Source organism: Actinomycetota bacterium (assembly GCA_035536535.1).
Taxonomy (GTDB): Bacteria; Actinomycetota; JAICYB01; order JAICYB01; family JAICYB01; genus DATLNZ01.
In genome coordinates this window covers 20,273-42,649 of sequence record DATLNZ010000086.1, presented here as the reverse complement: position 1 = coordinate 42,649, position 22,377 = coordinate 20,273, and the positions used below count along the sequence as shown (strand labels likewise).

Annotated in this window: 20 protein-coding genes and 1 riboswitch; of the genes, 10 read left to right on the top strand and 10 right to left on the bottom strand. The window is 69.3% G+C overall.

All coding sequences use genetic code 11. The features are described from left to right. Positions 1-12: 12 nt before the first annotated feature. From guaA to groL, 6 genes are all read right to left on the bottom strand, one after another. Complete coding sequence (gene guaA / locus VNE62_05865) at positions 13-1,587, bottom strand: glutamine-hydrolyzing GMP synthase (GenBank protein HVE91807.1); 1,575 nt, start codon at positions 1,585-1,587, stop codon at positions 13-15. A 49-nt stretch (positions 1,588-1,636) separates the two neighbouring features. Further along, entirely contained in the window at positions 1,637-2,620 is a 984-nt protein-coding gene (locus tag VNE62_05860) for a hypothetical protein (GenBank protein HVE91806.1), read from the bottom strand. Beyond that, positions 2,617-3,756 (bottom strand): GuaB3 family IMP dehydrogenase-related protein, encoded by a 1,140-nt coding sequence (locus VNE62_05855; protein ID HVE91805.1) that lies wholly within the window; start codon positions 3,754-3,756, stop codon positions 2,617-2,619. Before VNE62_05855 ends, VNE62_05860 begins: the two co-directional genes overlap by 4 nt. A 95-nt stretch (positions 3,757-3,851) precedes the next feature. Beyond that, positions 3,852-4,319, bottom strand: coding sequence for a hypothetical protein (locus tag VNE62_05850; GenBank protein HVE91804.1), 468 nt, complete (start codon positions 4,317-4,319; stop codon positions 3,852-3,854). A gap of 45 nt (positions 4,320-4,364) precedes the next feature. Then, positions 4,365-5,408, bottom strand: coding sequence for a ClpX C4-type zinc finger protein (locus VNE62_05845; protein HVE91803.1), 1,044 nt, complete (start codon positions 5,406-5,408; stop codon positions 4,365-4,367). A 167-nt stretch (positions 5,409-5,575) separates the two neighbouring features. Further along, positions 5,576-7,225 (bottom strand): chaperonin GroEL, encoded by a 1,650-nt coding sequence (groL, locus tag VNE62_05840; GenBank protein ID HVE91802.1) that lies wholly within the window; start codon positions 7,223-7,225, stop codon positions 5,576-5,578. Positions 7,226-7,356: 131 nt separating this feature from the next. On the opposite strand from groL, the gene VNE62_05835 reads away from it, so the two are divergent. Genes VNE62_05835 through VNE62_05825 form a run of 3 tightly spaced genes read left to right on the top strand, consistent with a single transcriptional unit; the run spans position 7,357 to position 11,542 of the window. Further along, complete coding sequence (locus VNE62_05835; GenBank protein HVE91801.1) at positions 7,357-8,052, top strand: hypothetical protein; 696 nt, start codon at positions 7,357-7,359, stop codon at positions 8,050-8,052. Then, positions 8,049-8,996, top strand: a complete 948-nt coding sequence (locus VNE62_05830) for an ABC transporter ATP-binding protein (GenBank protein HVE91800.1) — start codon at positions 8,049-8,051, stop codon at positions 8,994-8,996. Before VNE62_05835 ends, VNE62_05830 begins: the two co-directional genes overlap by 4 nt. Beyond that, a complete protein-coding gene (locus VNE62_05825) occupies positions 8,993-11,542 on the top strand; it encodes an FtsX-like permease family protein (protein ID HVE91799.1) in 2,550 nt (849 codons plus the stop codon). The genes VNE62_05830 and VNE62_05825 overlap by 4 nt, the downstream gene beginning before the upstream one ends. 27 nt (positions 11,543-11,569) lie before the next feature. Here the strand turns inward: VNE62_05825 and VNE62_05820 are convergent, their stop codons facing one another. Together VNE62_05820 and VNE62_05815 are read right to left on the bottom strand one after the other, a co-directional pair. Next, positions 11,570-12,364: an ABC transporter permease gene (locus VNE62_05820; protein ID HVE91798.1), complete on the bottom strand. Its 795-nt coding sequence runs from the start codon at positions 12,362-12,364 to the stop codon at positions 11,570-11,572. 1 nt (position 12,365) lies between these two features. Beyond that, positions 12,366-13,100, bottom strand: a complete 735-nt coding sequence (locus VNE62_05815) for an ABC transporter ATP-binding protein (protein HVE91797.1) — start codon at positions 13,098-13,100, stop codon at positions 12,366-12,368. A 66-nt stretch (positions 13,101-13,166) separates the two neighbouring features. Between VNE62_05815 and rpiB the strand changes: the two genes are divergently transcribed. The 7 genes from rpiB (at position 13,167) to VNE62_05780 (ending at position 20,392) form a co-directional block, all read left to right on the top strand. Continuing rightward, positions 13,167-13,616: a ribose 5-phosphate isomerase B gene (rpiB, locus tag VNE62_05810; protein ID HVE91796.1), complete on the top strand. Its 450-nt coding sequence runs from the start codon at positions 13,167-13,169 to the stop codon at positions 13,614-13,616. A 64-nt stretch (positions 13,617-13,680) separates the two neighbouring features. Further along, on the top strand, positions 13,681-14,892 hold the full coding sequence (locus tag VNE62_05805; GenBank protein ID HVE91795.1) for a putative glycoside hydrolase: 1,212 nt from the start codon (positions 13,681-13,683) through the stop codon (positions 14,890-14,892). An 89-nt stretch (positions 14,893-14,981) separates the two neighbouring features. Next, positions 14,982-15,134: riboswitch (cobalamin riboswitch) on the top strand. A gap of 30 nt (positions 15,135-15,164) precedes the next feature. Then, positions 15,165-15,617 (top strand): hypothetical protein, encoded by a 453-nt coding sequence (locus VNE62_05800; protein HVE91794.1) that lies wholly within the window; start codon positions 15,165-15,167, stop codon positions 15,615-15,617. Next, positions 15,593-17,197, top strand: coding sequence for a prenyltransferase/squalene oxidase repeat-containing protein (locus tag VNE62_05795; GenBank protein ID HVE91793.1), 1,605 nt, complete (start codon positions 15,593-15,595; stop codon positions 17,195-17,197). The genes VNE62_05800 and VNE62_05795 overlap by 25 nt, the downstream gene beginning before the upstream one ends. Next, entirely contained in the window at positions 17,194-18,060 is an 867-nt protein-coding gene (locus VNE62_05790; protein HVE91792.1) for an energy-coupling factor transporter transmembrane component T, read from the top strand. Before VNE62_05795 ends, VNE62_05790 begins: the two co-directional genes overlap by 4 nt. Further along, on the top strand, positions 18,057-19,613 hold the full coding sequence (locus VNE62_05785) for an ATP-binding cassette domain-containing protein (GenBank protein ID HVE91791.1): 1,557 nt from the start codon (positions 18,057-18,059) through the stop codon (positions 19,611-19,613). The genes VNE62_05790 and VNE62_05785 overlap by 4 nt, the downstream gene beginning before the upstream one ends. Next, positions 19,610-20,392 (top strand): ECF transporter S component, encoded by a 783-nt coding sequence (locus VNE62_05780; protein ID HVE91790.1) that lies wholly within the window; start codon positions 19,610-19,612, stop codon positions 20,390-20,392. Before VNE62_05785 ends, VNE62_05780 begins: the two co-directional genes overlap by 4 nt. Here VNE62_05780 and VNE62_05775 read toward each other — a convergent pair. Both VNE62_05775 and VNE62_05770 read right to left on the bottom strand, forming a co-directional pair. After that, positions 20,389-20,835, bottom strand: a complete 447-nt coding sequence (locus tag VNE62_05775) for an Rrf2 family transcriptional regulator (protein ID HVE91789.1) — start codon at positions 20,833-20,835, stop codon at positions 20,389-20,391. The two genes, VNE62_05780 and VNE62_05775, sit on opposite strands and share 4 nt — an antisense overlap. Positions 20,836-21,021: 186 nt before the next feature. Next, on the bottom strand, positions 21,022-22,284 hold the full coding sequence (locus tag VNE62_05770) for an AI-2E family transporter (protein ID HVE91788.1): 1,263 nt from the start codon (positions 22,282-22,284) through the stop codon (positions 21,022-21,024). Positions 22,285-22,377 lie beyond the last annotated feature (93 nt).

The window sequence follows — 22,377 nt, the reverse complement described above, 5'->3', positions numbered from 1 at the left end:
GCTCGGGGCCGTCTACTCCCACTCGATGGTGCCGGGGGGCTTGGAGGTGATGTCGTAGACGACCCGGTTGACTCCCGGGACCTCCGAGGTGATGCGCGAGGAAATTTTCTCCAGCACCTCGTGCGGCAGCCGCGCCCAGTCGGCAGTCATGGCGTCCTCGGACGTGACGGCCCGGACGACGATCGGATAGGCGTACGTCCGCTCGTCTCCCTGGACACCCACGGACTTCACGGCCGGCAGGACGGCGAGCGCCTGCCAGATCTCCCTGTCGAGGCCGGCCTTGTGAAGCTCCGTCCGCACGATCTGGTCCGCGCGCCGCAGTATGGACAGCCTCTCCGGCGTCACCTCGCCGAGGATCCGCACAGCCAGTCCGGGCCCCGGAAACGGCTGACGCCACACAATCTCCTCCGGCAGGCCGAGCTCCATGCCGACGCTGCGGACCTCGTCCTTGAACAGATTGCGCAGCGGCTCGACCAAAGAAAGTCCCATCCGCTCCGGCAGGCCTCCTACGTTGTGATGGGTCTTGATGGTCGCCGCGGTGGACGAGCCGGACTCGATGACGTCGGGGTACAGCGTCCCCTGGACCAGGTACTTCGCATGCCCGACCCCGCGGGCGACGTCTTCGAAGACGCGGAAATAGTGCTCGCCGATGATCCGGCGCTTTTGCTCGGGGTCGTCGACTCCTTTGAGCGCGTCCAGGAACCGCTCCGTGGCGTCGACGTGGATCAGCTCCACGTGGAAGTGGCTCTTGAATGTCTCCACCACCTGCTGCGCCTCGCCCTCGCGCATGAGCCCTGGGTCCACGAAGATGCACGTCAGCTGGTCCCCTACCGCCTTGTGGACGAGCAGAGCGGCGACCGCCGAGTCCACCCCCCCGGACAGCCCGCACACGACCTTCTCCGTGCCCACCTGCTGCCGGATCGCGTCCAGCGCCTCGTCGATGATCGAAAGCGGCGTCCACGACGGCAGGACCTCGCACGCGTGATACAGGAAGTTCTTGAGGAGTTCCGTGCCCCGCGGGGTGTGTGCGACCTCCGGGTGGAACTGAACTCCGAACAGCCCGTCGTCCGGATCCTCCATCGCCGCGACCGGCGACTCGGGCGTTGCCGCCGTCACGGTGAACCCGGGGGGCGGCGACACCACCGCGTCGCGGTGGGACATCCAGACCTCGGTGCGCTCCGGGAGCCCCGCGAACAGAAGCGAATCCGAGGAGCGGACCGACAGCTCCGCGCGTCCGTACTCCGCAGCGTCCGTGCGGGCGACCTCCCCACCCAGCACCGACGTCATCAGTTGCTGGCCGTAGCAGATGCCGAGCACCGGGACGCCGAGCCGGAACAGCCGGATGTCGCACTGGGGGGCGCCCGGTGCGTAAACCGACGCAGGGCCCCCGGACAGGATCAGGCCGCCGGGGTTGCGTCTCGCCAGCTCGGACGGGTCGATGGTGTGCGGCACGATCTCGGAGTAGACGTGGCATTCGCGTACACGCCGGGCGATCAGCTGCGAGTACTGGGCACCGAAATCGACGACAAAGACAGGCTGGGTCACGGAAGACCTCCTGTGGGCGGGGTCACGCCGACAACAATGCAGAGTCCCGGCGCCGCGCGTCCAACCCGCGGGGCGCCGGGACTCGCCAAGGTCAGACGCGTCTGTGCTTGAGGTCCTCGAGGTCGGCTTTGTCGTCGGCGTCGAACTGGATGGGCTTGGTGCCCAGCGCCTGGGCGACGAGGTCCCCCTGCTCCGCCTTGTAGTACATGATCGAGTCCCTGTTCCGCGAGTGATTCGAGGGCTGCTGTGGGTCCTCGGGGTCCGTCCGCTTTCTTGGTGACTCCCATCCGATGTCGAGCAGGGCCATGATGTGACCCATCTCGTGCGTCAGCACCCCCGTCTCGATCTTGGTCCGCCCGACCGCGGGGGCATTGGCGGCGGCTCGCTTGACGGTGTCCGGGAACATCGCGATGCGGCTTCCGGAGGCGTAACCCAGCGTCCCGGGCTTCGGCCCCTGGCGGGTGCCCGGCACGTAGATGACGTACACGCTGGCCGTGTCCCCGGTGTTCTTCGTGCCCCGGTTCGTCCGCACGAACTCTTCGATCTCACCGTCCGAATAGCTGCTTTTCCCTCCGGGAATGGTCTCCCTTCGGACCTCGATGCCCCTCGGCTTGTCTGCGATCCCATCAAGGATCGCCTTGAACTGCGCCAACGCCTGCGCGTCGGGCTCGGCCTCGCCCACCACGTCGACCTCGATGACCATCTTCGGTGTGGCCTGGTTCAGGATCCGCCACGCCTGCTCCGTCGGCCCCAGGTCTCCGCCCGACAGGTCCGGCGGCACTCCCGGGTGGCTGGCGGGGGCACCGCCGCCCGCCTTCGGCTTGGCGGTGACCTTTGCCTTGGCCTGTCCCGGCTTGGCTGCGCCGCCCGGCTGCTGGCCGGGCGCCTGTGTGGCCTGCACCTCGGGGGCGGGCGTCTTCTCGGACGTGTCGACTTCCGACCCGTAACTCTTGGGCCCCTGGGAGCCCTTGGGCTTCTGGCCGCTGCGCGAAAGCCCGCACGACGACAGGACGAGGCACATGACCGCCGTCAGCGCGACGACCGTCACCTTGCGAATCGGTCTGTGGCTTTTCATGCCATCCCTACTTTCTGGGCGCGTTGCAGGTCCTTGCCCTCAGTCTTGATGGCCGGGGCCACCACGATCTCGGATTTCTGGAACTCCTTGATGGAGCCATACCCGGATGTCGCCATTGAAAAGCGCAGCGCTCCGAAAAGGTTCAGGGTTCCGTCGTTCACGGCCGCGGGCCCGGTGAGGATCTCCTTCAAAGTCGCGCCCTGGCCCGTCTCAACCCGCGCCCCTCTCGGCAGCTCCGGGTGGAACGTCGCCATGCCCCAGTGGAAGCCGCGGCCGGGCGACTCAAAGGCCCCCGCCAGCGGCGACGCGATCATGACCGCGTCGGCTCCGCACGCAATGGCCTTGGCCACCTCGCCGCCGGTGCGCATCCCTCCGTCGGCGATCACGTGGCAGTAGCGGCCCGTCTCCTCCAGATGCCGCATCCGCGCCGCGGCCGCGTCGGAGACCGCCGTGGCCTGCGGGACCCCGATCCCGAGGACCTGCCGCGAGGTGCAGGCGGCCCCCGGGCCGACGCCCACAAGGACGCCCACCGCGCCGGTGCGCATGAGGTGGTGCGCCGTGTCATACGACGCGCATCCTCCGACGATGACCGGCAGGTCGAAGGTGCGGATGAACTCCTTGAGGTTGAGCGGCTCCCGGGTCAGCGACACGTGTTCGGCGGAGACCACCGTCCCCTGGATCACCAGGATGTCCAGTTCCGCGGCGAGGATGTCTTTAGCGAACTCCTGGACCCTCTGGGGCGTCAGGGAGGCCGAGGCGACGACGCCCCCGGCCTTGATCTGCCGGATCCGCTCCTGGATCAGGTCGCCACGGACCGGCTCCGTGTACACGTCCTGGAGGACCTTTGTCGCCTCCTCGACCGGGGTTGCCGCGATCCGCTCGTACACTTCCAACGGGTCCTCGTACCTCGTCCACAGTCCCTCGAGGTTCAGGACCGCCAGGCCTCCGAGCCGCCCGATCTCGATGGCGCTTGAGGGGGAGACGACGGCGTCCATGGCCGAGGCCATCAGCGGCAGGCCGAACCGCCAGGCGTCCATCTGCCAGGAGATGTCCACGTCGTCGGGGTCGCGGGTCCGCCGGGACGGCACGATCGAGATCTCGTCGAAACCGTAGGCGCGGCGCGCCTTCTTGCCCATCCCGATGTCTATCTCCAAAGGAAGTACCTCCCGGCGCGGTCGGCTGTCTCCAAAGGATACCCGAGGCCCCGGACGCGGGTTCCCGGGCGCGAGCTCTAGGAGGCTTGGCCCAGCAGCGTCTCGGTCACGACCAGCTGCCAGGCGAAGTGACGCTGCATGATCTCGCGCACCTGCTGCGAGGCCTCAAAGCCGGTCCCTCCCTCGTGGGCGGCGGGGACGAAGAACCGGAACAGCTTTCGCATAAAAACTCCCTCCACGAAGGCGCGGTGGATCTCGGGAGGCTCGGGGGCTAGAACGCGCACGACCAGCGTCGGACAGGTGAACACGACGCGGTCGCCCGCGAGGGCGAGGACGGGATCGCGCAGTTCCTGCTTGATCTCCGTGATGAAGCCCGTCTCGACGGCGAACCGGATGTCGGGGTCCTCCAAGGCGGCGTCGAAGTAAGGGTCCGGGTCGAGGTGGCGCACGTGCACACCGCGCGACACGTGCTGGAAGTCGGCCATCTTGCGGTCGATGATCTCCCTCACGTCACCGGGTGCGACAGGCTGTGCTCCGAGGCTCATGCCTCAAGTATCGGCCCGAAACCGCCGGGGGGAAACACTTTCGCGTCAGGCCGTGGGCAGCTCCTCGGCCAGGATCTCCCCGCAGAGGTCGATGCATTCGTTGCAGATCACGGACTCGCCGGACACCGCCATGGCCTTGACCTGCTTCAGTCTCTTGCCGCAGAACCGGCACGAGTCGACGAAGCCCACGGGCGCGGAGGCGATCGACGTCCGTTCGTCCACCGCCACGGGCGCTCCGGCCAGCACCGGCCGCGTCAGCTCCACGCACTGGTCGCAAATGTAGATTCCCGGGCCCGCGATGAGCTTCTTCACGTCCTTTTGGTGTCGGGAGCAGAAGGAGCAGCCGAGCGCTTCGCCGAAACCATCGGAGCCCTTGCCGGACGAGGGCCCGGCCCCCCCGGCTTCGCGGCGGCCACCGAGCACGCCCAACAGCACGTGAACCGGCTCCACCTCCGCCGCCCCGCTCATCACCGCCTCGGTCCGGGCGGCGTCGACCACGGCCTCGTAGCGCGCATTGCCGGCCGCGGTGGTCGTCGGGTCGGTCCGGCCGATCAGGTCGGCCAGCTTCTCCCGGGCCTTCTCCAGGGACGCACCGGACTTCGCCAGGAAAGCCACCGTCTGGTCCTGTTCTTCGGTCAGGACGGCGAGCACGAGGTGTTCCGGCCCGAGGTGCCCGTGCCCGAGACCCATCGCCTCCCGGCCCGCGCGGGAGACCAGCCGCGAGAGCCTGGCGCCCGCCGCGCCCGCGCCCGGACCCGGGGCGGGACCGGCTCGGCCAATCTCATCCAAAAGCGCCCCGCGCAGGTCGCCCGGCTCCTGTGACGTCACCCGTCTCAACAGCTCCACGGCCACATCGTCTCCGACGATCTGGTGGACCCTCTGATGGCTGATGGAAAGCGCAGACGCAATCTCCCGAAGGGACCCGCCCATCGCGTTCAAGCGCCGGACGGTCCGGTGGAGTTCCAGCGTCAGCCCTTCCGCCCGGGCCTGCAGCTCGGAAGCCTCGGCTCGCAGGGCGGCAGCGGCTTTCACGAGCTTCTCGTCCAGGACCATGGGCTCCTCCCTCGTGTCAAAGCGGGTTGCTCTCATCAGAGCCTATAGACACTCTGTGAGCATGTCAAGAGGTATAGACAAGAGGCAGAACGTCTACCCGGTCGCCTAGTACAAGGAGTGCACAGGTTCGGACACGCCAGGCAAACGGAGCGGCGGGCCCCCGGAGGGGCCCGCCGCTGGAAGTGCTCGAAAGGCTGGGGAGACTAAAAGTCGTCCATCCCGCCCATGCCGCCCATGCCGCCACCCGCGCCGGCGCCGGCCATGGCCGACGCCTTTTCCGGCTTTTCGGTCACGACGGCCTCGGTGGTGAGGAACAAGGCCGCGATCGAAGCCGCGTTCTGCAGTGCCGAACGGGTGACCTTGGCCGGGTCGATGATTCCGGTCGCGACCATGTCGACGTAGTCGCCCGTGGCGGCGTTGAGTCCGAAGCCCTGCTTCTGCGACCGGACCTTCTCCACCACGACGCCGCCTTCGAGTCCGGCGTTCACCGCGATCTGGCGGACCGGCTCGTCCAGAGCCTTGCGGACGATCAGGGCACCGGTCCTCTCGTCGCCCTCGAGCGACGAGACGAGCGCGTCCACGGCCTTGGTCGTGCCGATCAGGGCCACGCCACCGCCGGCGACGATGCCCTCCTCGACGGCCGCCTTGGTGGCGCTGACGGCGTCCTCGATTCGGTGCTTCTTCTCCTTGAGCTCGACCTCGGTTGCCGCGCCGACCTTGATTACCGCGACACCGCCGGACAGCTTCGCCAGCCGCTCCTGCAGCTTCTCGCGGTCGTAGTCGGAGTCGGTACGGTCGATCTCGGCCCGGATCTGGTTGATCCGCCCCTTGATGTCGTCGGCACCGCCGGCGCCCTCCACGATGGTGGTCTCGTCCTTGGTGACCACGACCTTGCGGGCCCGACCGAGCATGTCGACCTTCACGTTCTCGAGCTTGATTCCCAGCTCCTCGGAGATGACCTGTGCGCCGGTGAGCACGGCCATGTCCTCGAGCATCGCCTTGCGGCGCTCTCCGAACCCGGGAGCCTTGACGGCAACCGAGCGGAACGTGCCGCGCATCTTGTTGACCACCAGGGTCGCCAGGGCCTCGCCCTCAACGTCCTCTGCGATCAACACGAGGCTCTTGCCGGACTGCATGACCTGCTCGAGAAGCGGGAGCAGGTCGCGCACCGACGAGATCTTCTGGTTGGCGATCAGGACGTACGGGTCGTCCAGGATCGCCTCCATGCGCTCGGCGTCGGTGACGAAGTACGGCGAGATGTAGCCCTTGTCAAAGCGCATGCCCTCGACGGTCTCCAGCTCCATGCCGAATGTCTGGGACTCCTCGACGGTGATGACGCCGTCTTTGCCGACCTTCTCGATGGCTTCGGCGATGGTGTCGCCGATCTCCGGGTCGGCGGCGGAGATTGCCGCTACGTGGGCGATCTCCTCCTTGGACTCGATCTCGCGGGACTGCTTGCGGATCGACTCCACGGCCTTCTCAACGCCCTGCTCGATGCCCCGCTTCAGAGCCATCGGGTTAGCGCCGGCGGCGACGTTGCGAAGTCCCTCACGGACCATCGCCCACGCCAGGACCGTTGCGGTCGTGGTTCCGTCACCGGCGACGTCGTTGGTCTTCTTCGCCACTTCCTTCACGAGCTCGGCCCCGATCTTCTCGTACGGGTCCTCGAGCTCAATCTCCTTGGCGATCGTGACTCCGTCGTTGGTGATCGTGGGGGCTCCCCACTTCTTCTCCAGAACGACGTTGCGTCCCTTCGGGCCGAGCGTCACGCGAACCGCGTCGGCCAGCTTGTTCATGCCCTCCTCGAGGGCGCGTCGCGCCTCTCCCGAGTAGGCGATGAGCTTGGCAGGCATTTACCCTTCCTTTCGTCTGATGATTAGCACTCTTACCCTTAGAGTGCTAGCACGCTGCCTCTCCGACTGTCAACCGCAAGGCGGCGATATCCTCCTGGTACAGGGCTTTTCGAGGCGAAAGGTGACATCTGATGAATCGACCGACGGCGGCTCTGGGCGCGGCCGGGCTCTCGCTGGTGCTGCTGCTCGGATCGTGCGCTACCACCGACGACGACGACCGCGATACGACCTCCGCCCCCCGGACCACCCCCGGTCCCCGGGGAGACTGCTCGGCCGCTTCCCTGAGCGCGAAGATCAAGGAGCAGCCCGAGGTGGACGATGCCGCGCAACTCATGCGCCGCGACATCGTCGAGGCCGCGGTCTCCTGCGACTACGGCAAGCTCGAGCAGCTGGCGCGGGGGCAGGGCGGCCGCTTCACCTACGCACAGGGGGAGCCGACCTCCGGTCCGGGCGTGCAGCCGGCCAGGTACTGGCGCACCCGCGAGACCCAGGGCGAGGACGTCCTGGCCGACCTCGTGAAGCTGCTGGACATGCGCTTCATCAAGACCGACGACGTCCTGGGCGGCGAGGGCAATGAGCAGGACGTCGTCACGACGTTCGTCTGGCCGCGCCCCTTTGACGTCGGTGAAGCCTCCGACGAGGACTGGGAGGCCCTGGAACGGGTGGCGTCGGAGGTCGAGGTGGCCGAGTGGCGGTCGTCGGGCAAATACCGGGGGCCGCGCGCAGGGATCACCGACAAGGGCAAGTGGCTGTTCTACGTCCCCGACGACGACGCCCTTCAGTCCTCCGCACGGGACCCGGACGCACCCGGCACACCCAAGCCGTGAACCCGGCGGAGCCCTCGGGTCCGATCGTCGAGCTCTCGGACGTCTACAGGTCCTACTTCCGGGGGCGGGAGGAGGTCCGGGCGCTGCGGTCGGTGTCGATGGACGTCCGCCCCGGTGAGTTCGTGGTGGTGACGGGGCCTTCCGGCGCCGGCAAGTCGACCCTGCTTCACGTGATGGCCGGACTGGACCTGCCCGACGAAGGGGCCGTCCGACTCGAGGGGACGCCCGTCGACGAGATGACGGACGACGAGCTCACGCTCTACCGTCGGCGCCGGGTCGGCTTCATCTTCCAGTTCTTCCACCTGCTGCCCACGATGAGCGCGGCGGAGAACGTGATGCTCCCGCTGCTGCTGGACGGCCACGACCCGAAGGATGCCGAGGGTCCCGCTCTGGAGACCCTGCGGCGGCTGGGCCTGGAGGCCCGGGCGGCCCATCGGCCCAGAGAGCTGTCGGGCGGGGAGCAGCAGCGGGTGGCGATAGCCAGAGCCCTCGTGACGCGTCCGGCGCTGCTCCTGGCCGACGAGCCCACCGGAAACCTGGACTCGCAGGCGGGGGCCGAGGTGTACCGGATCCTGCACGACGCCCCGAAGTCGCTGGGGACCGCCGTTGTGCTCGTGACTCACGACCCGGCGGCGGCGGGGCCTGGGGACCGCCGGCTTTACCTGCGCGACGGGCTTCTTTCGGACCAGCCTCCCGTCGACCTGCCGCAGCAGCTCGTTCGCGACGAAACCGACCGGCCAGAGTTTCGGACGTCGTTCCCCATGCCCGCGGCTCCCGGGAGAGTGGACATTCCGGCAGCTCCGGCTGCGTTCGAGAGGGTGGACATCGCGCCGGCCCCCGAAAGGGCCGCTGTTCCAGCGCCCCAGCCCCAGCCCCCGCTGACCCCCGCGGATGCCGAGGTGGCCGGCGCCCCCATTCCCCCGGAGGAGGACCCCCGGGGATGAGGTCATCCCTGCGCCTGGTCGCGGCGCTGGACGCCAGGCACCTGACGTCCCACCGCGTCCGCGCCCTGCTCGCGGTAGCCGGCGTCGCGTCGGGGGTGGCTCTGGCGGTTGCCGTCTCCGCGCTCGGGTCGTCCATCAACCGCTCACTCCACGGGATATCGGAGGCCGCCGCCAGCACGGCGAATCTGGAGGTAAGGGGCAACACGCACCTGGGACTGCCCCACGCGCTGATAAACGAGATCTCGAAGGTGAAGGGGGTCCAGGAAGTCGGGGCGACCGTGGAGTCCTACACGAAGCTCCGGTCCGGGAAGGGCGAGGAGCGGGCCCTTCTGGTGGGGCTGGACTCGGGCGTCCTGAAGATGGCGCCGGAGGCCATCCAGCCCAAGGACTTCCGGCGCGTCAGCCCGCTGTCGCTCGTGCTGCCCAAGGGACTGGCGCAGGACCTCGACGTGGGGGCCGGCGATCACGTGGATGTGGCTACGGCCAATGGGTGGCAGCGCCGTCCGATCGGGGCGATCATCCGCGGCGACGGCGCCGGTGGCCGCATCGCGGTGGGGTCGCTGAACCTGGTCCAGTCCCTGGTCGGGCGCTCCGGCGGGGTCGACGCGTTCTACATCAGGGCCGCCGACCCGGACGCCGTCCAAAAGCGGCTGGCCGACGTGGTTGGCGACCTCGGCCGTGTCGGGCCGGTGGCACTTCGGACCGGGGACGTCGGCGAGATGCTCGCCAGCACCACCGCCAGCCTCAACGTCGCGTCGATCGTCGCTTTGTTCGTCGGCGGCTTCCTCGTCTTCAACACGATGGCGATGGCGGCGGTGGAGCGGACGGGGGAGGCCGCGCTGCTGCGGGCCGTGGGAGCGACACGCCGCCAGGTGTTCTCGCTTTTCGTGGCCGAAGGGGCCCTTCTGGGGGTGGTCGGCAGCGCGATCGGCGTCTTCTTCGGGATCGTCCTGGCCCGGATCCTGCTGGCGACCAGAGGCGCGGCCGTCGAGGACGTGTTCCCGGTCGACATCACGACCGTCGTCCTGGACGACCTGTCGGTGCTGCTGGCCTTCGCCGCCGGAATCGCCGTGTCGGTCCTCGCTGCCTGGCTCCCGGCCCGGCGAGTCTCAAGGGTTCAGCCGGCATCCGCGCTAGCCCCGGCGGGCGCACTGGAGGAGTCCGCTGCCGGGCCTCGCGCACTGACCGCGGCGGCGGGGGTGGTGCTGTTCGCCGCCGGAGCGTCGCTGACCGTGTGGGATCTTCTCGGGCGCGCGGACAAGGCGTCCTCGGTGTCGACAGCGGGACTGGTGCTGGCGCTGTCCGGCGCGGCGTTGCTCGTGCGGGTCGGCGTCCCTCTGGTGGCGCGGCTGCTGCTCGGCCGCCTCGCCCGCGGCGGGACATCCCGCGGCGCGCCGGTGTCGCTGGCCGCCGGCGAGGTCCTGCGGTCGCCGGGACGGACCGCGTTCACCGCCGGGGCCGTCCTTCTTGCTCTGTCTCTGGTGGTGGGCTTTTCGATCGCGCTGGGCTCGTTCACACGGTCCTTCCAGTCGGGGATGGACCGCATAGTGCGCGCGGACATGTACGTCCGGACCGCCACCTGGAGGCCGTTCGGATCCGACGTGCCGCTCAACGCGTCGATGGGACAGGCCATCGAGGAGGTGCCGGGGGTTGCGGCGGCCTATCCGTTCCGGATGGTGCTCGGTAATTTCCGCAACCGCGTTGTCGTCTTCAACGCAATCGACTACCCCAACTACGGCAAGCTGCCCGGCCTCGACCCGTCCTGGCGGCGGGAGGTTCGCGAGCTGGCCCGGAAGCTCGCCAAGCAGGACACGGTCGTGATCACTCCGTCGGTGACGTCGGTGATGGGCATCAGGGTCGGCGACCGGGTGAAGATGCCCACGCCGTCGGGGGTGAAGACGCTGGAGGTGGTCGGATACTTCCCGGATCCGTCCGCGGTCACGCCGACGTTCTCGTTCGACTTCAGGCAGTTCACGTCCACCTTCCGTACGGCCACGGCCGACTCCTTCGGCGTGGGGCTTGATCCGGGCGCCGACCCGGAGCGCGTGCGGGGGGAGATCCTGAAGCGCCTCCGGGGGCCGCTGGGAATCGAAGTCGACAGCCGGGCCCAGTTCGTCGACCGGATCAACGGGATCGTGGGGTCCATCCGCGACCTGATCTCCTCAGTGCAGTTGGTGGCCGTCGTGGTCGCGGCTCTCGGATTGGCGAACACCCTTCTGATTTCGACCCTCGAACGCCGCCGCGACCTCGGCGTGCTGCGCGCCGTCGGGATGCTGCGAGGTCAGGTCAGGCGGATGGTGACGGTCGAGGCCCTGCTGGTGGGGGGCGTCGGCGTCCTGCTCGCGTGGGTCTTCGGGTCGCTGATCGGGCTTTTCATGTTCAGGGTGATGCAGGAGCAGTCCGGGATCGACCTCAGGCTCGCCTTCCCCGCCTCGGCCTACGTAGGCTCCGCAGTCCTGGGCCTGGCGGCTTCGGGCCTCGCCTCCCTGTACCCCGCCGCTCGCGCCGCCCGGATGGACGTGGTCGACGCGCTTCAGTACGAGTAGGAGCGGCGAACCACGCTCGGGGCGGACTCACTCTCCGAATTTTGTGAGCAGCCCCTTTGTGCGCACCAGATCGAACATCCACGCGAAAAACAGCGTCGCCGCCAGGACGTAGACCACGTTGAGCCCCACCGCCCAGGCAAGCTCGTCCAGTGGCAGGCCGCGCCCCGCGAGCACCGACCTCATTCCCTCGAAGACATGCGAGGCCGGGATGCCGTGCGCTATCGCCCTGAACGGCTGCGGCAGGACCGAGACGGGGTAGAAGACGGCCGACAGCGGCTGGAAGGCGAACGACAGCGCCCACGCCAGCACCTCGGCCCCCTCGCCGAAGTACAGGATCAGCGCCATCGTGACGATGCCGATCGCCCAGCCCATCACCAGCAGGTTCGCAACGAACACGAACAGGTGGAGACCGATGGACAGGATGTTGAAGCCGATCAGGCCCCAGGCGATCAGGGCCGCGACCGCCGCAGCCCCCGTGACCTTGATGATCCCGGCCACGATCCCGCCGACGACGTACTCCGCCGGGCGGATCGGCGACGCGAAGACGTTGAGCAGGTTGCGGGACCAGACGTCTTCGAGAAAGGCCATGGCCACCGACTGCTGGGAGCGGAACAGGATGTCCCACAGGATCAGCGCACCGACGATCGCCGCCCCGGCCCGCACTCCCGCTCCTGGATTCTCCAGGCGTCGCAGGTACAGCGACAGAAAGCTCCAGACCAGCACGTCGATGACCGGCCAATAGAACATCTCCGCGAGGCGGGGGCCGGACCGCCTGTACAGCAGCCCCTGGCGCAGGACGATCGCTCCCACGCGGGTCCACATCTCAGCCGCCCTCCCGTGCGAGCCGCACGAAAGCGGTTTCGAGGTCGCGTGTGCCGACTCGCCGGACGACCTCTCCCGGCTCCCCGTCGGCGACCATCCGGCCCCCGAAGACGAACCCGATGCGGGTGCAGATGCGCTCCACCTCGACCATGTTGTGGGACGTGATCACCAGAGTCGTCCCCTCGGCGCGGACCACGCGCGTGAGGATGTCGCGAGTCCGGCCGGCGACGTCCGGGTCAAGTGACGCCGTCGGCTCGTCGAGCAATAGAAGTCGCGGACGGTTGAGCACCGCCTTTGCGAGGTGGACGAGAGTCCCCTGACCGCTGGACAGCTGCCGGGCCGGACGGTCCGCCCACTGGGACGCTCCGAACAGCTCCAGCACCTCGTCGATGCGTGTCCGAGCCTGCGGCACACCGTAGAGCCCGGCGAACACGCGCAGGTTTTCGCGGACCGTGAGACGCGCCGGCAGGCTCACGTAGGAAGCGGAGAAGTTGACGTCCTTCAGGACGCGCTGGCGGTGTCTGCCCAGGTCCATCCCGAAGACCTCGATGCTGCCGGACGTCGGCTTTATCAACCCGAGCAGCATGTGCAGGGTCGTCGTCTTCCCGGCGCCGTTGGGGCCGAGCAGGCCGAAGATCTCGCCGGGCGCGACGTCAAACGAGATGCCGTCGACGGCGGTCACCGCACCGAATTGCTTGCGAAGGTCGCGCACGCGCAGGACCGGCGGATCGGACATCCGCGTATCGTACGGTGGCCCGGCTCCGGGGGAGCCGGGAACCGGCGCTGCTAGGATGCCCGCGCCATGAGAGTCGCGATAGCAGCCGACCACGCGGGGTTCGAGCTCAAAAACGAACTCGTCGGGCTGCTGAAGGCGTCAGGACACGAACCGATGGACCTCGGCACCCACTCGGCCGAGCCCGTCGACTACCCGGACCAGTCGGCCGCCGTGGCCAGGTGTGTGCTGGACGGCACAGCGGACCGGGGCATAGTCGTGTGCGGCTCGGGCGCCGGGGCCGGCATCGCGGCCAACAAGTTCGAAGGCATCCTCGCTGCGCCCGTATACGACACCTACACGGCCCGGCAGTGCGTCGAGCATGACGACGTGAACGTGCTCGCCCTGGGCGCCAGGGTCACGGGGGTCGAGCTGGCGCGGGAGATCGTCATCGCCTTTCTGGGGGCCCGGTTCAGCGGCGAGGAACGGCACGCGAGGAGGCTGTCCAAGCTGCGGGCCCTGGATCGCCGGGGCCACTGACCAGCGGTCATTCACAAGGTTTCCACAGGGCGGCCCCCGGCGGGTAGTCTTTCTGACTCGGCCCATGCTCTATCAGCGCGCCCTCGTCCTGACAGCCCTCGTGATCGCGGCCTTTATGGTCGCGCCTCCGACGTCGCCCCTGTTCTCCTCCGGACGGACGCCGGCGGCTGGGGCGCCCGACCGGGCGCCGGGTCGCCGGCCCAGCGCTTCACCGCGACCCCGCGTCCTGGCGGCGCGGGCGACTCCCAAGCCAACCCCCACCCTGAGGCGCGAGCGCCCCGCTCCCACAAAAGCCAAGGGGATCACGATGACCGGCTACTCGGCTGGGGGGGAGAACTTCAACAAGTTGCTGGGCCTCCTGGACCGCACCGAGCTCAACGCGGTCGTCATCGACATAAAAAACGAGTCCGGCGAGGTCTCCTGGATCCCGACGTCGCCGAGGGCCGTGGCAATCGGCGGGGGACGCCGGAAGATGAAGGACCCCCGGGCCACCCTGCGCACGCTCAAGGAACACGGCGTCTACGTCATCGGCCGCATCGTCACCTTCAACGACACCGTGCTGGCCAAGGCCCGGCCGGACCTGGCGGTGCAGGACCTGCGCGGGGGCGTGTGGAAGGACCGGAAAGACCTCAGCTGGGGTGACCCGTACTCCCGTGAGGTTGTGGAGTACAACCTCGAGCTCGCACGGGAGGCGGTCACACTGGGCTTTGACGAGATCCAGTTCGACTACGTCCGCTTTCCGACCGACGGGGCCGTGGACAACATGTGGTACCGGCACCGCGACGTCCGCGAGCCGCCCCAGGTCATCAGGGACGTGTTGAGACGCGCCAAGTCGGAGCTGGCGCCGATGGGAGCGTACGTGTCCGCCGACCTCTTCGGGTTCGTGACGCTGGTGGAGGACCCGGGTATCGGTCAGACGCTGAGCGTCATCGCCGCCGAGGTCGACTACGTGTCGCTGATGATCTACCCCTCCCACTACTCCCGCGGCAACTACGGCCTCAGGGACCCGGAATCCAGCCCCTACGAGACGATCAAGAACGCATTGGAGAAGGGGAAGGAGCAGATGGCGGGGACGCAGGCGCGGCAGCGCCCGTGGCTTCAGGACTTTTCCCTGCGCGTGAAGTACTCGCCCCGCCACGTCCAGGATCAGATCCGGGCCGCCGAGGAGGCCGGGGTGGACCAATGGCTGCTGTGGAACGCCGACAACGAGTACACCGAGGCTGCCCTGAAACCGGCGCCCAAAGCGTCGCGGCCCGCCTCGACCCCCGGGCGCTGACCCCCGCGAACCACTCCGCGCCCCGCCCGCGGGAGGATCAGCGGCCCACGCGTCGAACATCCTAGGCGGACGGGGCGTATCCTCGTCCGGCAGTAGAGCTGAGTGGCGGCGTTCCGGGTCCGGATGCCCGGGACGCAAGTGGCGAAGCCGGTGAGAGTCCGGCGCTGACCCGCAACTGTGAGCGGGGGACCCAGTGGTCTCCCCGCAAGCCAGGACGACCCGCCGTCACAAGGGCTCCAGTTACTCCTTCGAGGAACGAGGAGGTGGAGCGCGTGACCCGCGCATTTCGTCGTGCCCTGTCAGTTGTCACTGCTTTGTTGCTGCTTGCCGCCTTTATGGCGGCTCCCGCCCACGCGTCGTCGTCCGTCCAGATGACGGTGACGGCATCGGGACCCGGCCCCGCCACCCATGGGTCGGGCAAAGCCGCCGCGGTCTGTGCGGTGTCCGTAGCCGACGGCGCCGACGGCGTCGCGGTTCTTGACGCGGCGGTCGATTCGGGGTGTCTGGACTCCTACCGGCTGTCGGCGTTCCCCGGACTGGGCAATTTCGTCGACTGCGTCGACTCCGTCTGCGGCGGCGGCGACCCGCTGGGCGCCGGATGCTGGTACTGGGCGATGCACGAAAACGGGCTCCCGTCTGAGCAGGGTGTCGACTTTTTCCGCGCGTCCCAGGGCGACGTGCTGTCGTTCGCCTACACGCCATGGGGTCCCGGCGTCCTCTGCTGAGGATCGCGATCGCGGTCTGCTGTCTGACGGCAACGGTCCTCCAGCCGGTTCCCGCCGCCGCCTCACCCGGCTCTGAGGCGGCGGCAAGGGGCGCGGGCTACCTGTCCGCGAGACAGCAGGACAGTGGCGCGTTCTTCACGCCCGACCACCCGGCCGACGCGGTGGCGGAGGTCGTGGTCGCGCTCGCCGCGGCCGGGACATCCTCCGACTCACGGGCCCGCGCCCTGGACTATGTGGAGTCGCGGGGGCCGGAGCGCGCGACAAAGGCGGCGTACGCAGGCCGCATCGTCCTGGGGCTGGTCGCCGCCGGTCGCGATCCTGCGTCCTTCGGGGGCTTCGACTACGCGGCGCGGCTGGAGTCGTCGATCGACTCCTCCACCGGGTCCTACGACCGGGAGTCGCTGTACGGGCACGCCTTGGCGGTGCTCGCGCTGGCGGCCGCCCGGCGGCCGGTCCCCGAGCAGGCTCTGCGTTACGCGCGGGACAACCGGTGCGCGTCGGGCGGGTGGTCCCACCGGCGGGCGTGCGCGGCCGCGCCCGACGCGGACACGACGGCCACGATGCTGGCGGCGCTGCTGGCCGCCGGGCTCAGCCGGCAGGACGACGCCGTCTCCGGCGGACGTGGCCACCTCATGCGCACCCAGAACCCGTCCGGCGGCTGGGGCCTGGAGGTGGGCAAGCCGACCAACGCGAACTCGACCGCTCTCGTGCTGTCCGCCGTGGCGACCCTGGGAGAGGACCCGTCGGATGCGCCCTGGCAGGCGCCCGGAGGAGGCGACGGCGTGAAGGCGCTGCTGTCGCTGCAGCACCCGTCGGGCGGCTTCCGTTACGTCGCGGGCGAAGGCCCGAACGACTACGCCACCGTCCAGGCGGTGACGGGCGTGTCCGGCGCAGCGCTGCCGGTGAGGGGAACGGCCGGCCGGGACCAGGCCGGCGGAACCGGATCGGGGGCCGCCCCGGGCGCCCGGGCGTCCGTGGCTCCCGCGGGAGGACGCAAAGCGACAGCGAGCGCCGCCCCGGGTGCGTCGCCCACGGCAAAGGCTGCCGGCCGCAACAGGGCGGGGCTGGTCCTGCGGGACCCGGACGGCCGGGTCCGGCGGTTGTGCCTGGTGTTCGACGAGGCCGAGATCACGGGACTGGACCTGCTGTCCCGGCTGGCCCCGGACCTCGTGGTGGAGTCCGGGCAGATGGGGTCCGCGATCTGCCGAATCGGCCCCCACGGATGCTCAAAGTCGGACGGGTGCTTCTGCCGATACCCCGAGTTCTGGGGCTACTGGACCCGCGACCGTGGATCCGGCTGGACATTCTCTTCGCAGGGAGCCGCGGCCCGCGTCGTCCGCGACGGATCGGTCGACGCATGGACGTGGGGCCGCGACGGCAAGCCGGAGCCGCCGGATGCAGGTGTCGAGGAGGTCTGCTCCGGGGGCCCGGGCACGCCCCCCGCCGGCCGCGACGCACAGCCGCCACCGGAGCGTCGCTCCGCGGTCGCGCCGGTGCTGTTCGGAGGTGCGCTGGCAGCGGTGGCCGCCGGTCTGTCGGCCCGGCGCCTGCGGATCAGACGGGCCGGCGGGCACTCGTGAGGGTCCACACGCTGGCCTGGGCCGGTTGGCTCACAGCCTGCTCCGTCTACGCGTTCGCGGTCTCCAACCCCTATGCCCTGGCGACGGCGCTGAGCGCGGTCCTGCTCGTGCACCTGTCGGCCCCCGAGGATCCGGCGGCGCGAGTGCGGCCCATGAGGACGTTTCTTGTCGCGGCCATCGTCGTCCTCGGGTTCCGTCTGGTGTTCACCGCACTGCTGCCCAATCCGGGCCAGACGACACTGTTCTCGCTTCCCCGCCTCGCGCTGCCCTCGTGGGCGGGAGGCTTCGGGCTCGGGGGCCGGGTGACCGCCGAGGTGGTCGCGGAGAGCGCGCTGGAAGGACTGCGCCTGGTGCTGGTGCTGGCCGCCTTCGGGGAGTTCAACTCGCGCATCGACTTCTCGGCCGCCGTACGCGCCGTGCCGGCGGTGACCCGTGAAGCGGGGCTGGTCGTGGCGATCGCGCTGGCGTTCGTGCCGGGCGTGCTCGCCGCGGCGGCGGACGTACGCGACGCACAGAAGATGCGCGGCGAGCGGGGGCGGACCCGCCTCGCGCCGTCGCTGGCCGTCCCGATCCTTGCATTGAGCCTGGAGCGTGCCTTTCTGCTCGCGGAGTCCATGGATTCCAGGGGCTACGGACGGCGCCGCCCGCGGGTGACCCGGATGGCCCCGGCGCGGTTCAGAACCGCGGACGTCGCGATCGTCTCGGCGGCCGTAGGTGCGGTAGTCGCGGCACGCGTCGTCGCCCCCGGCGCGTGGACCGCCTATCCCCGAATCACAGCTCCAGTGTTCGCGCTCACCGCCTGCCTGCCCGCTCTGCTTTTCGCGGCACCGGTTGTGGCGGACCTCGCCCGGACCCGCCGATGATCCAACTGGAACGCGTCACCTTCTCCTACCCGGGCGGCTCACCCGTCCTGGAGGACCTGGAACTGGAGGTGGCGGACGGCGAGTTCCTCCTCGTGTCCGGAGCGTCCGGGTCGGGGAAATCGACCCTGTTGCGTGTGCTCAACGGACTCGTCCCCCACTACTCCGGCGGGCGGTTCAGCGGCAAAGTCCGGATCGGTGGCGTGGACGTGACGGGGCGGCCTCCCCGCGAGCTGGCCGACACCGTCGGCTTCGTCCCGCAGGACCCGGAGTCACACGCGACGGCCGACCGCGTGGTCCCGGAGCTGGCGTTCGCGATGGAGAACCTGGGGGTGGCCCCCATCTCGATGCGGAAGCGAATCGAGGAGGTGTGCGACGCCATGGGAATCGCACACCTGCGCGACCGAAGGCTGGACACGCTGTCCGGAGGGGAGCGCCAGCGCGTGGCCGTAGCCGCCGTCCTGGCCGCCCAGCCGAAGGTGCTGGTACTGGACGAGCCGACGTCGTCGCTGGACCCCCAGTCCGCCGAGGACGTCCTGTCGTCGCTGGTCCGGTTGCGGGACGAGTTCGGGCTCACGATCGTGTGCTCGGAGCACAGGCTGGAGCGGGTCGCGGGGTTCGCCGACCGTGTCTGCCACCTCGCCGCCGGGCGCCCTCCGCTGGTGGCGGATCCCCGCAATGCGTTCGCCCAGACGGAGTTCGCGCCGCCGGTGACGGTCCTGGGCCGGGCGCTGGGCTGGTCGCCGCTACCGCTCACCGTCCGCGAAGGGCGCCGGTTCGCAACCGCCGTCCGGACCAGGCCGGCCGCGGCACCGCACCGCTCGCCCGGCCGGACGATCCTGCGCGCCGGACGTCTGCGCGTGCGCGCCGGGGGCCGGGACGTCATCCACGACCTGTCGATTGACCTGGAACGCGGACGCATCGCCGCGCTGATTGGACGCAACGGGTCCGGCAAGACCACTTTGCTGCGGACCCTCTGCGGACTCGCGACGCCGGCCGCGGGCCGGGTCGAGGTGGACGGGCGCCCGCCGACGTTCGACCGGGTCGCCTTTCTGCCCCAGCGGGCGGAGGCTCTGCTGTTCAGGGAAACGGTGCTGGCGGAGATAGCTTCGGCGGCCGGGTCCGGCGACGCCGCCCGCGCATGGATGAGCCGCCTGGGCCTGGCCGACCTGGCCTCGCGTCATCCCTGGTCGCTGTCCTCCGGGCAGCGCCTCCGGACCGCGCTCGCCACGGTTCTCGCGCGGTCTCCCGACGTCCTGCTGCTGGACGAGCCCACCCGGGGGCTGGACCCACCGGCCAAGTCGCTGCTCGGCCAGTTGCTGGCCGAGGCCTCCGCTCGTGGGACGGCGGTGCTGCTGGTCACGCACGACGTGGAGCTGGTCGCACGGGTGGCCGACCGGGTCCTGCTGATGTCAGACGGAGCGATCGTCGCGGACGGTCCGACGGGACAGGTCCTGGGCGACTCGCTGCTGTTCAGCTCGCAGACGAGCAAGGTGATGAGCGACCCGCGGTATCTGACACCGGAGGACGTCCTGGCCGCGATGGCAGCGTCATGAGGGCCGGCGCCCAGCGGTGGGTCCGCAGACTGGCCTTTATCGTCGTGAACGCCGCGGGGGTGGCTGCCTTCTGCTGGCCGCTGCTCCTGGGAACCCGCATCAGCTCCGAGCGCGGCGCCCATGCGGGCGACGCTCCCGTCCTGCTGGCGCTCGCGGTCCCGCTATTGATCCTGGTGGCCGTGACGACCGCGCGCAGATCCGGCGACGCCCGGCTCGTGGCGCTGCTCGGCGCCCTCGTGGCCGTGAACTCGGTGCTGCGCATCCCCAAAGGCCCCAGCGGCGAAAGCCTCGTGTTCGTGCTTCCGGTGCTCGCGGGATGGACGCTCGGGGCCGGGCTGGCCTTTTTGCTGGGCGCGTTCACGATGCTGGTCTCGGGGGTGATGACGGGCGGAGTCGGACCCTGGCTGCCGTTCCAGATGTTCGCCCTGGGTTGGGTCGGGGCAGGCGCAGGAATCCTCGCCGGGGTCCTGCGGGGCCGGATGGAGCGTACGGCGCTGGGGGTGTACGCGGGGGTGTCCTCGTTCGCGTACGGCCTGGTCATGACGCTGTGGTTTTGGCCGTTCCTTGCGGATGTGGGCCCCGTCTCGTTTCAAGCGGGCGCTGGGATGGGGGAGACGCTGTCCCGGTTTCTCCGCTTCTACACCTTGACGTCGCTGCCGTGGGACGTGGGCCGGGCGATCCTCGTGAACGTTCCGCTGGTGGTCCTTCTCGCCCGGCCGGTGGGGATCTTGTTCGCACGGACCCGCGAGCGGCTCACCCCGCAGATCGCGTCCGGCTAGATCTGGAAGACGAGGTACGACGACCGGTCCAGCTCGTCCTGGCGCCGCACGAGGTCCTCAAGGGTCACCTGCGACAGGCGGTCGCGGATCGTTATCTGCAGGTCGAGCCACAGCTCCTGCACGGCCGAATGAGCCTGGACCCCCGCCCCGTCGTCAAACGGGTCGAGGCAGGCCTGCTTCACCACAGGCCCCTCCACCACATCCACCACCTCGGCCACCGTGATGAGCGCCGGGCCGCGCGAGAGCCATGCACCACCCGCGGCTCCACGCTGGCTGTTGATGAGACCGGCCCTTTTCAGCTCCTGAAGCACCTGCTCCAGGAACCGGACCGGAATCTGCTGGGCGCCGGCAATCTCGCGAGCCGTCGTGGGGCCCGTCCCTGCCTGTCGCGCCAAGTGGAGCATCGCCCTGACGGCGTACTCGGTGCGTTGCGTGAACCTCATCCTCTTTCCCGCCGTTCGCCGTATTTTGATTGTCCACAAGTTTAGGGCAATTCCACTGGAGGAATTCGTATCTCAGAGGTACAGTATTTTGGAGGCGGTTGGCTAAAACACAAGCCTCCGCACAGGTTTCTCGGGGGAGAGAGGCAGAAGGGGCCGGTTCGCCGGCCCTTTCTGCTTTTCGGGACCTCAGGGGGTCCGTGGATCAGCCGGATCCGCTAAGGGGGCGGCTGGGTCGCCGGGGGCCTGCTCCGACACCGTGAGCATCGAGCCGGCCGGCGCGCCCGCATCCTCGGCTGCCGGGGCTTCGTCCGGGTCCTTGAGGAGCGGCTGCTCCTCGGGGGGAGGCTCGGCCTCCTCGAACACCTCAGGGCCCCAGGGAACCCGCGTGTACCACAGGTGACCGGCGACCACCTTCCCCGACGCGACCAGTGGCACGGCCAGCAGCATGCCCCAGAACCCTGCAAGGGTGGCCCCGACGATGAGCGACATCATCACGGTCACCGGATGCAGCTTCACCGTCAGCCTCATGACGTTCGGCGAGATGAAGTGGTTGTCGATCTGCTGCACGACCGTCATCACGATGACGACGAACAGGATCGTGATCGGGGGGCGCAGGGCCCCCGCAATGAGGATCCCCGGGATCGCACCGATAAACGGGCCGATCAGGGGCACTATGTTGAAAAACCCCGCAATGAGCCCCACGACCAGCCAGTAGGGCAGGCCGATGAGGCGCAACCCCAGCGCCGACATGATCCCCACCACCAGAGCTACGAACAGCTGGCCCCTGAAGAACCCTCCCATGGCGCGACCGACCTCCGACGCGACCTCGACCACCTCCGGACGCCGGCGCGGGGGCACGAGGTTCAGCACCGACCTCTTCAGCCGTGGAAGATCCACCAACAGGTAGAAGGCGATGATCGGGCCGAGTGCCAGCAGCACGAACGTGTGCAGCGCGCCCTGCAGAAACGACCCCGCGCGCTTGAGGACGTCGCCCAGCAGTCCCGAGCCCCCACCCGCGATGCGGTCCCGCAGCTTTATCTGTCCGCCGAAGCGCCGCTCGATATCCGCGGACGCACGCTCGGCGAAGTCCTGGATGCGGTCTGCGTTCCTGGGGAAGTCGTGCACGAATCCCCGCCCCTGCTCGATGGCCAGCGGCACGAGGAACGCAAACGCCAGCGCCACGAGCGCGATGAAGAACGTGTACGTGAGGCAGGACCCGAACACCCGCGAGATCCCCCGGCGCTCCAGCCGCGACACGATCGGGTTCAGCAGGTAGATCGTCACGAGCGCCAGGACGAGGGGCGGAAAGATGTCCCGCACCTGCGCCAGCGCCCAAAGGGCCCCCACGGTCAGGACGACGATGCCGATGATCGACCAGGACACGACGCCCCAGTGGCGGACGCGGTCCGATACCGGGTGCTCGGGGTCGGGTCGGTTCAGGGTCTCCATCGTCGACCATCCAATCCTATCGGGGGCCGGGCGACCCGACGGACAGGTCGCGTTGTCACGCCGGCTGGGGCCCCGGAGGATCGGCGCTCACAG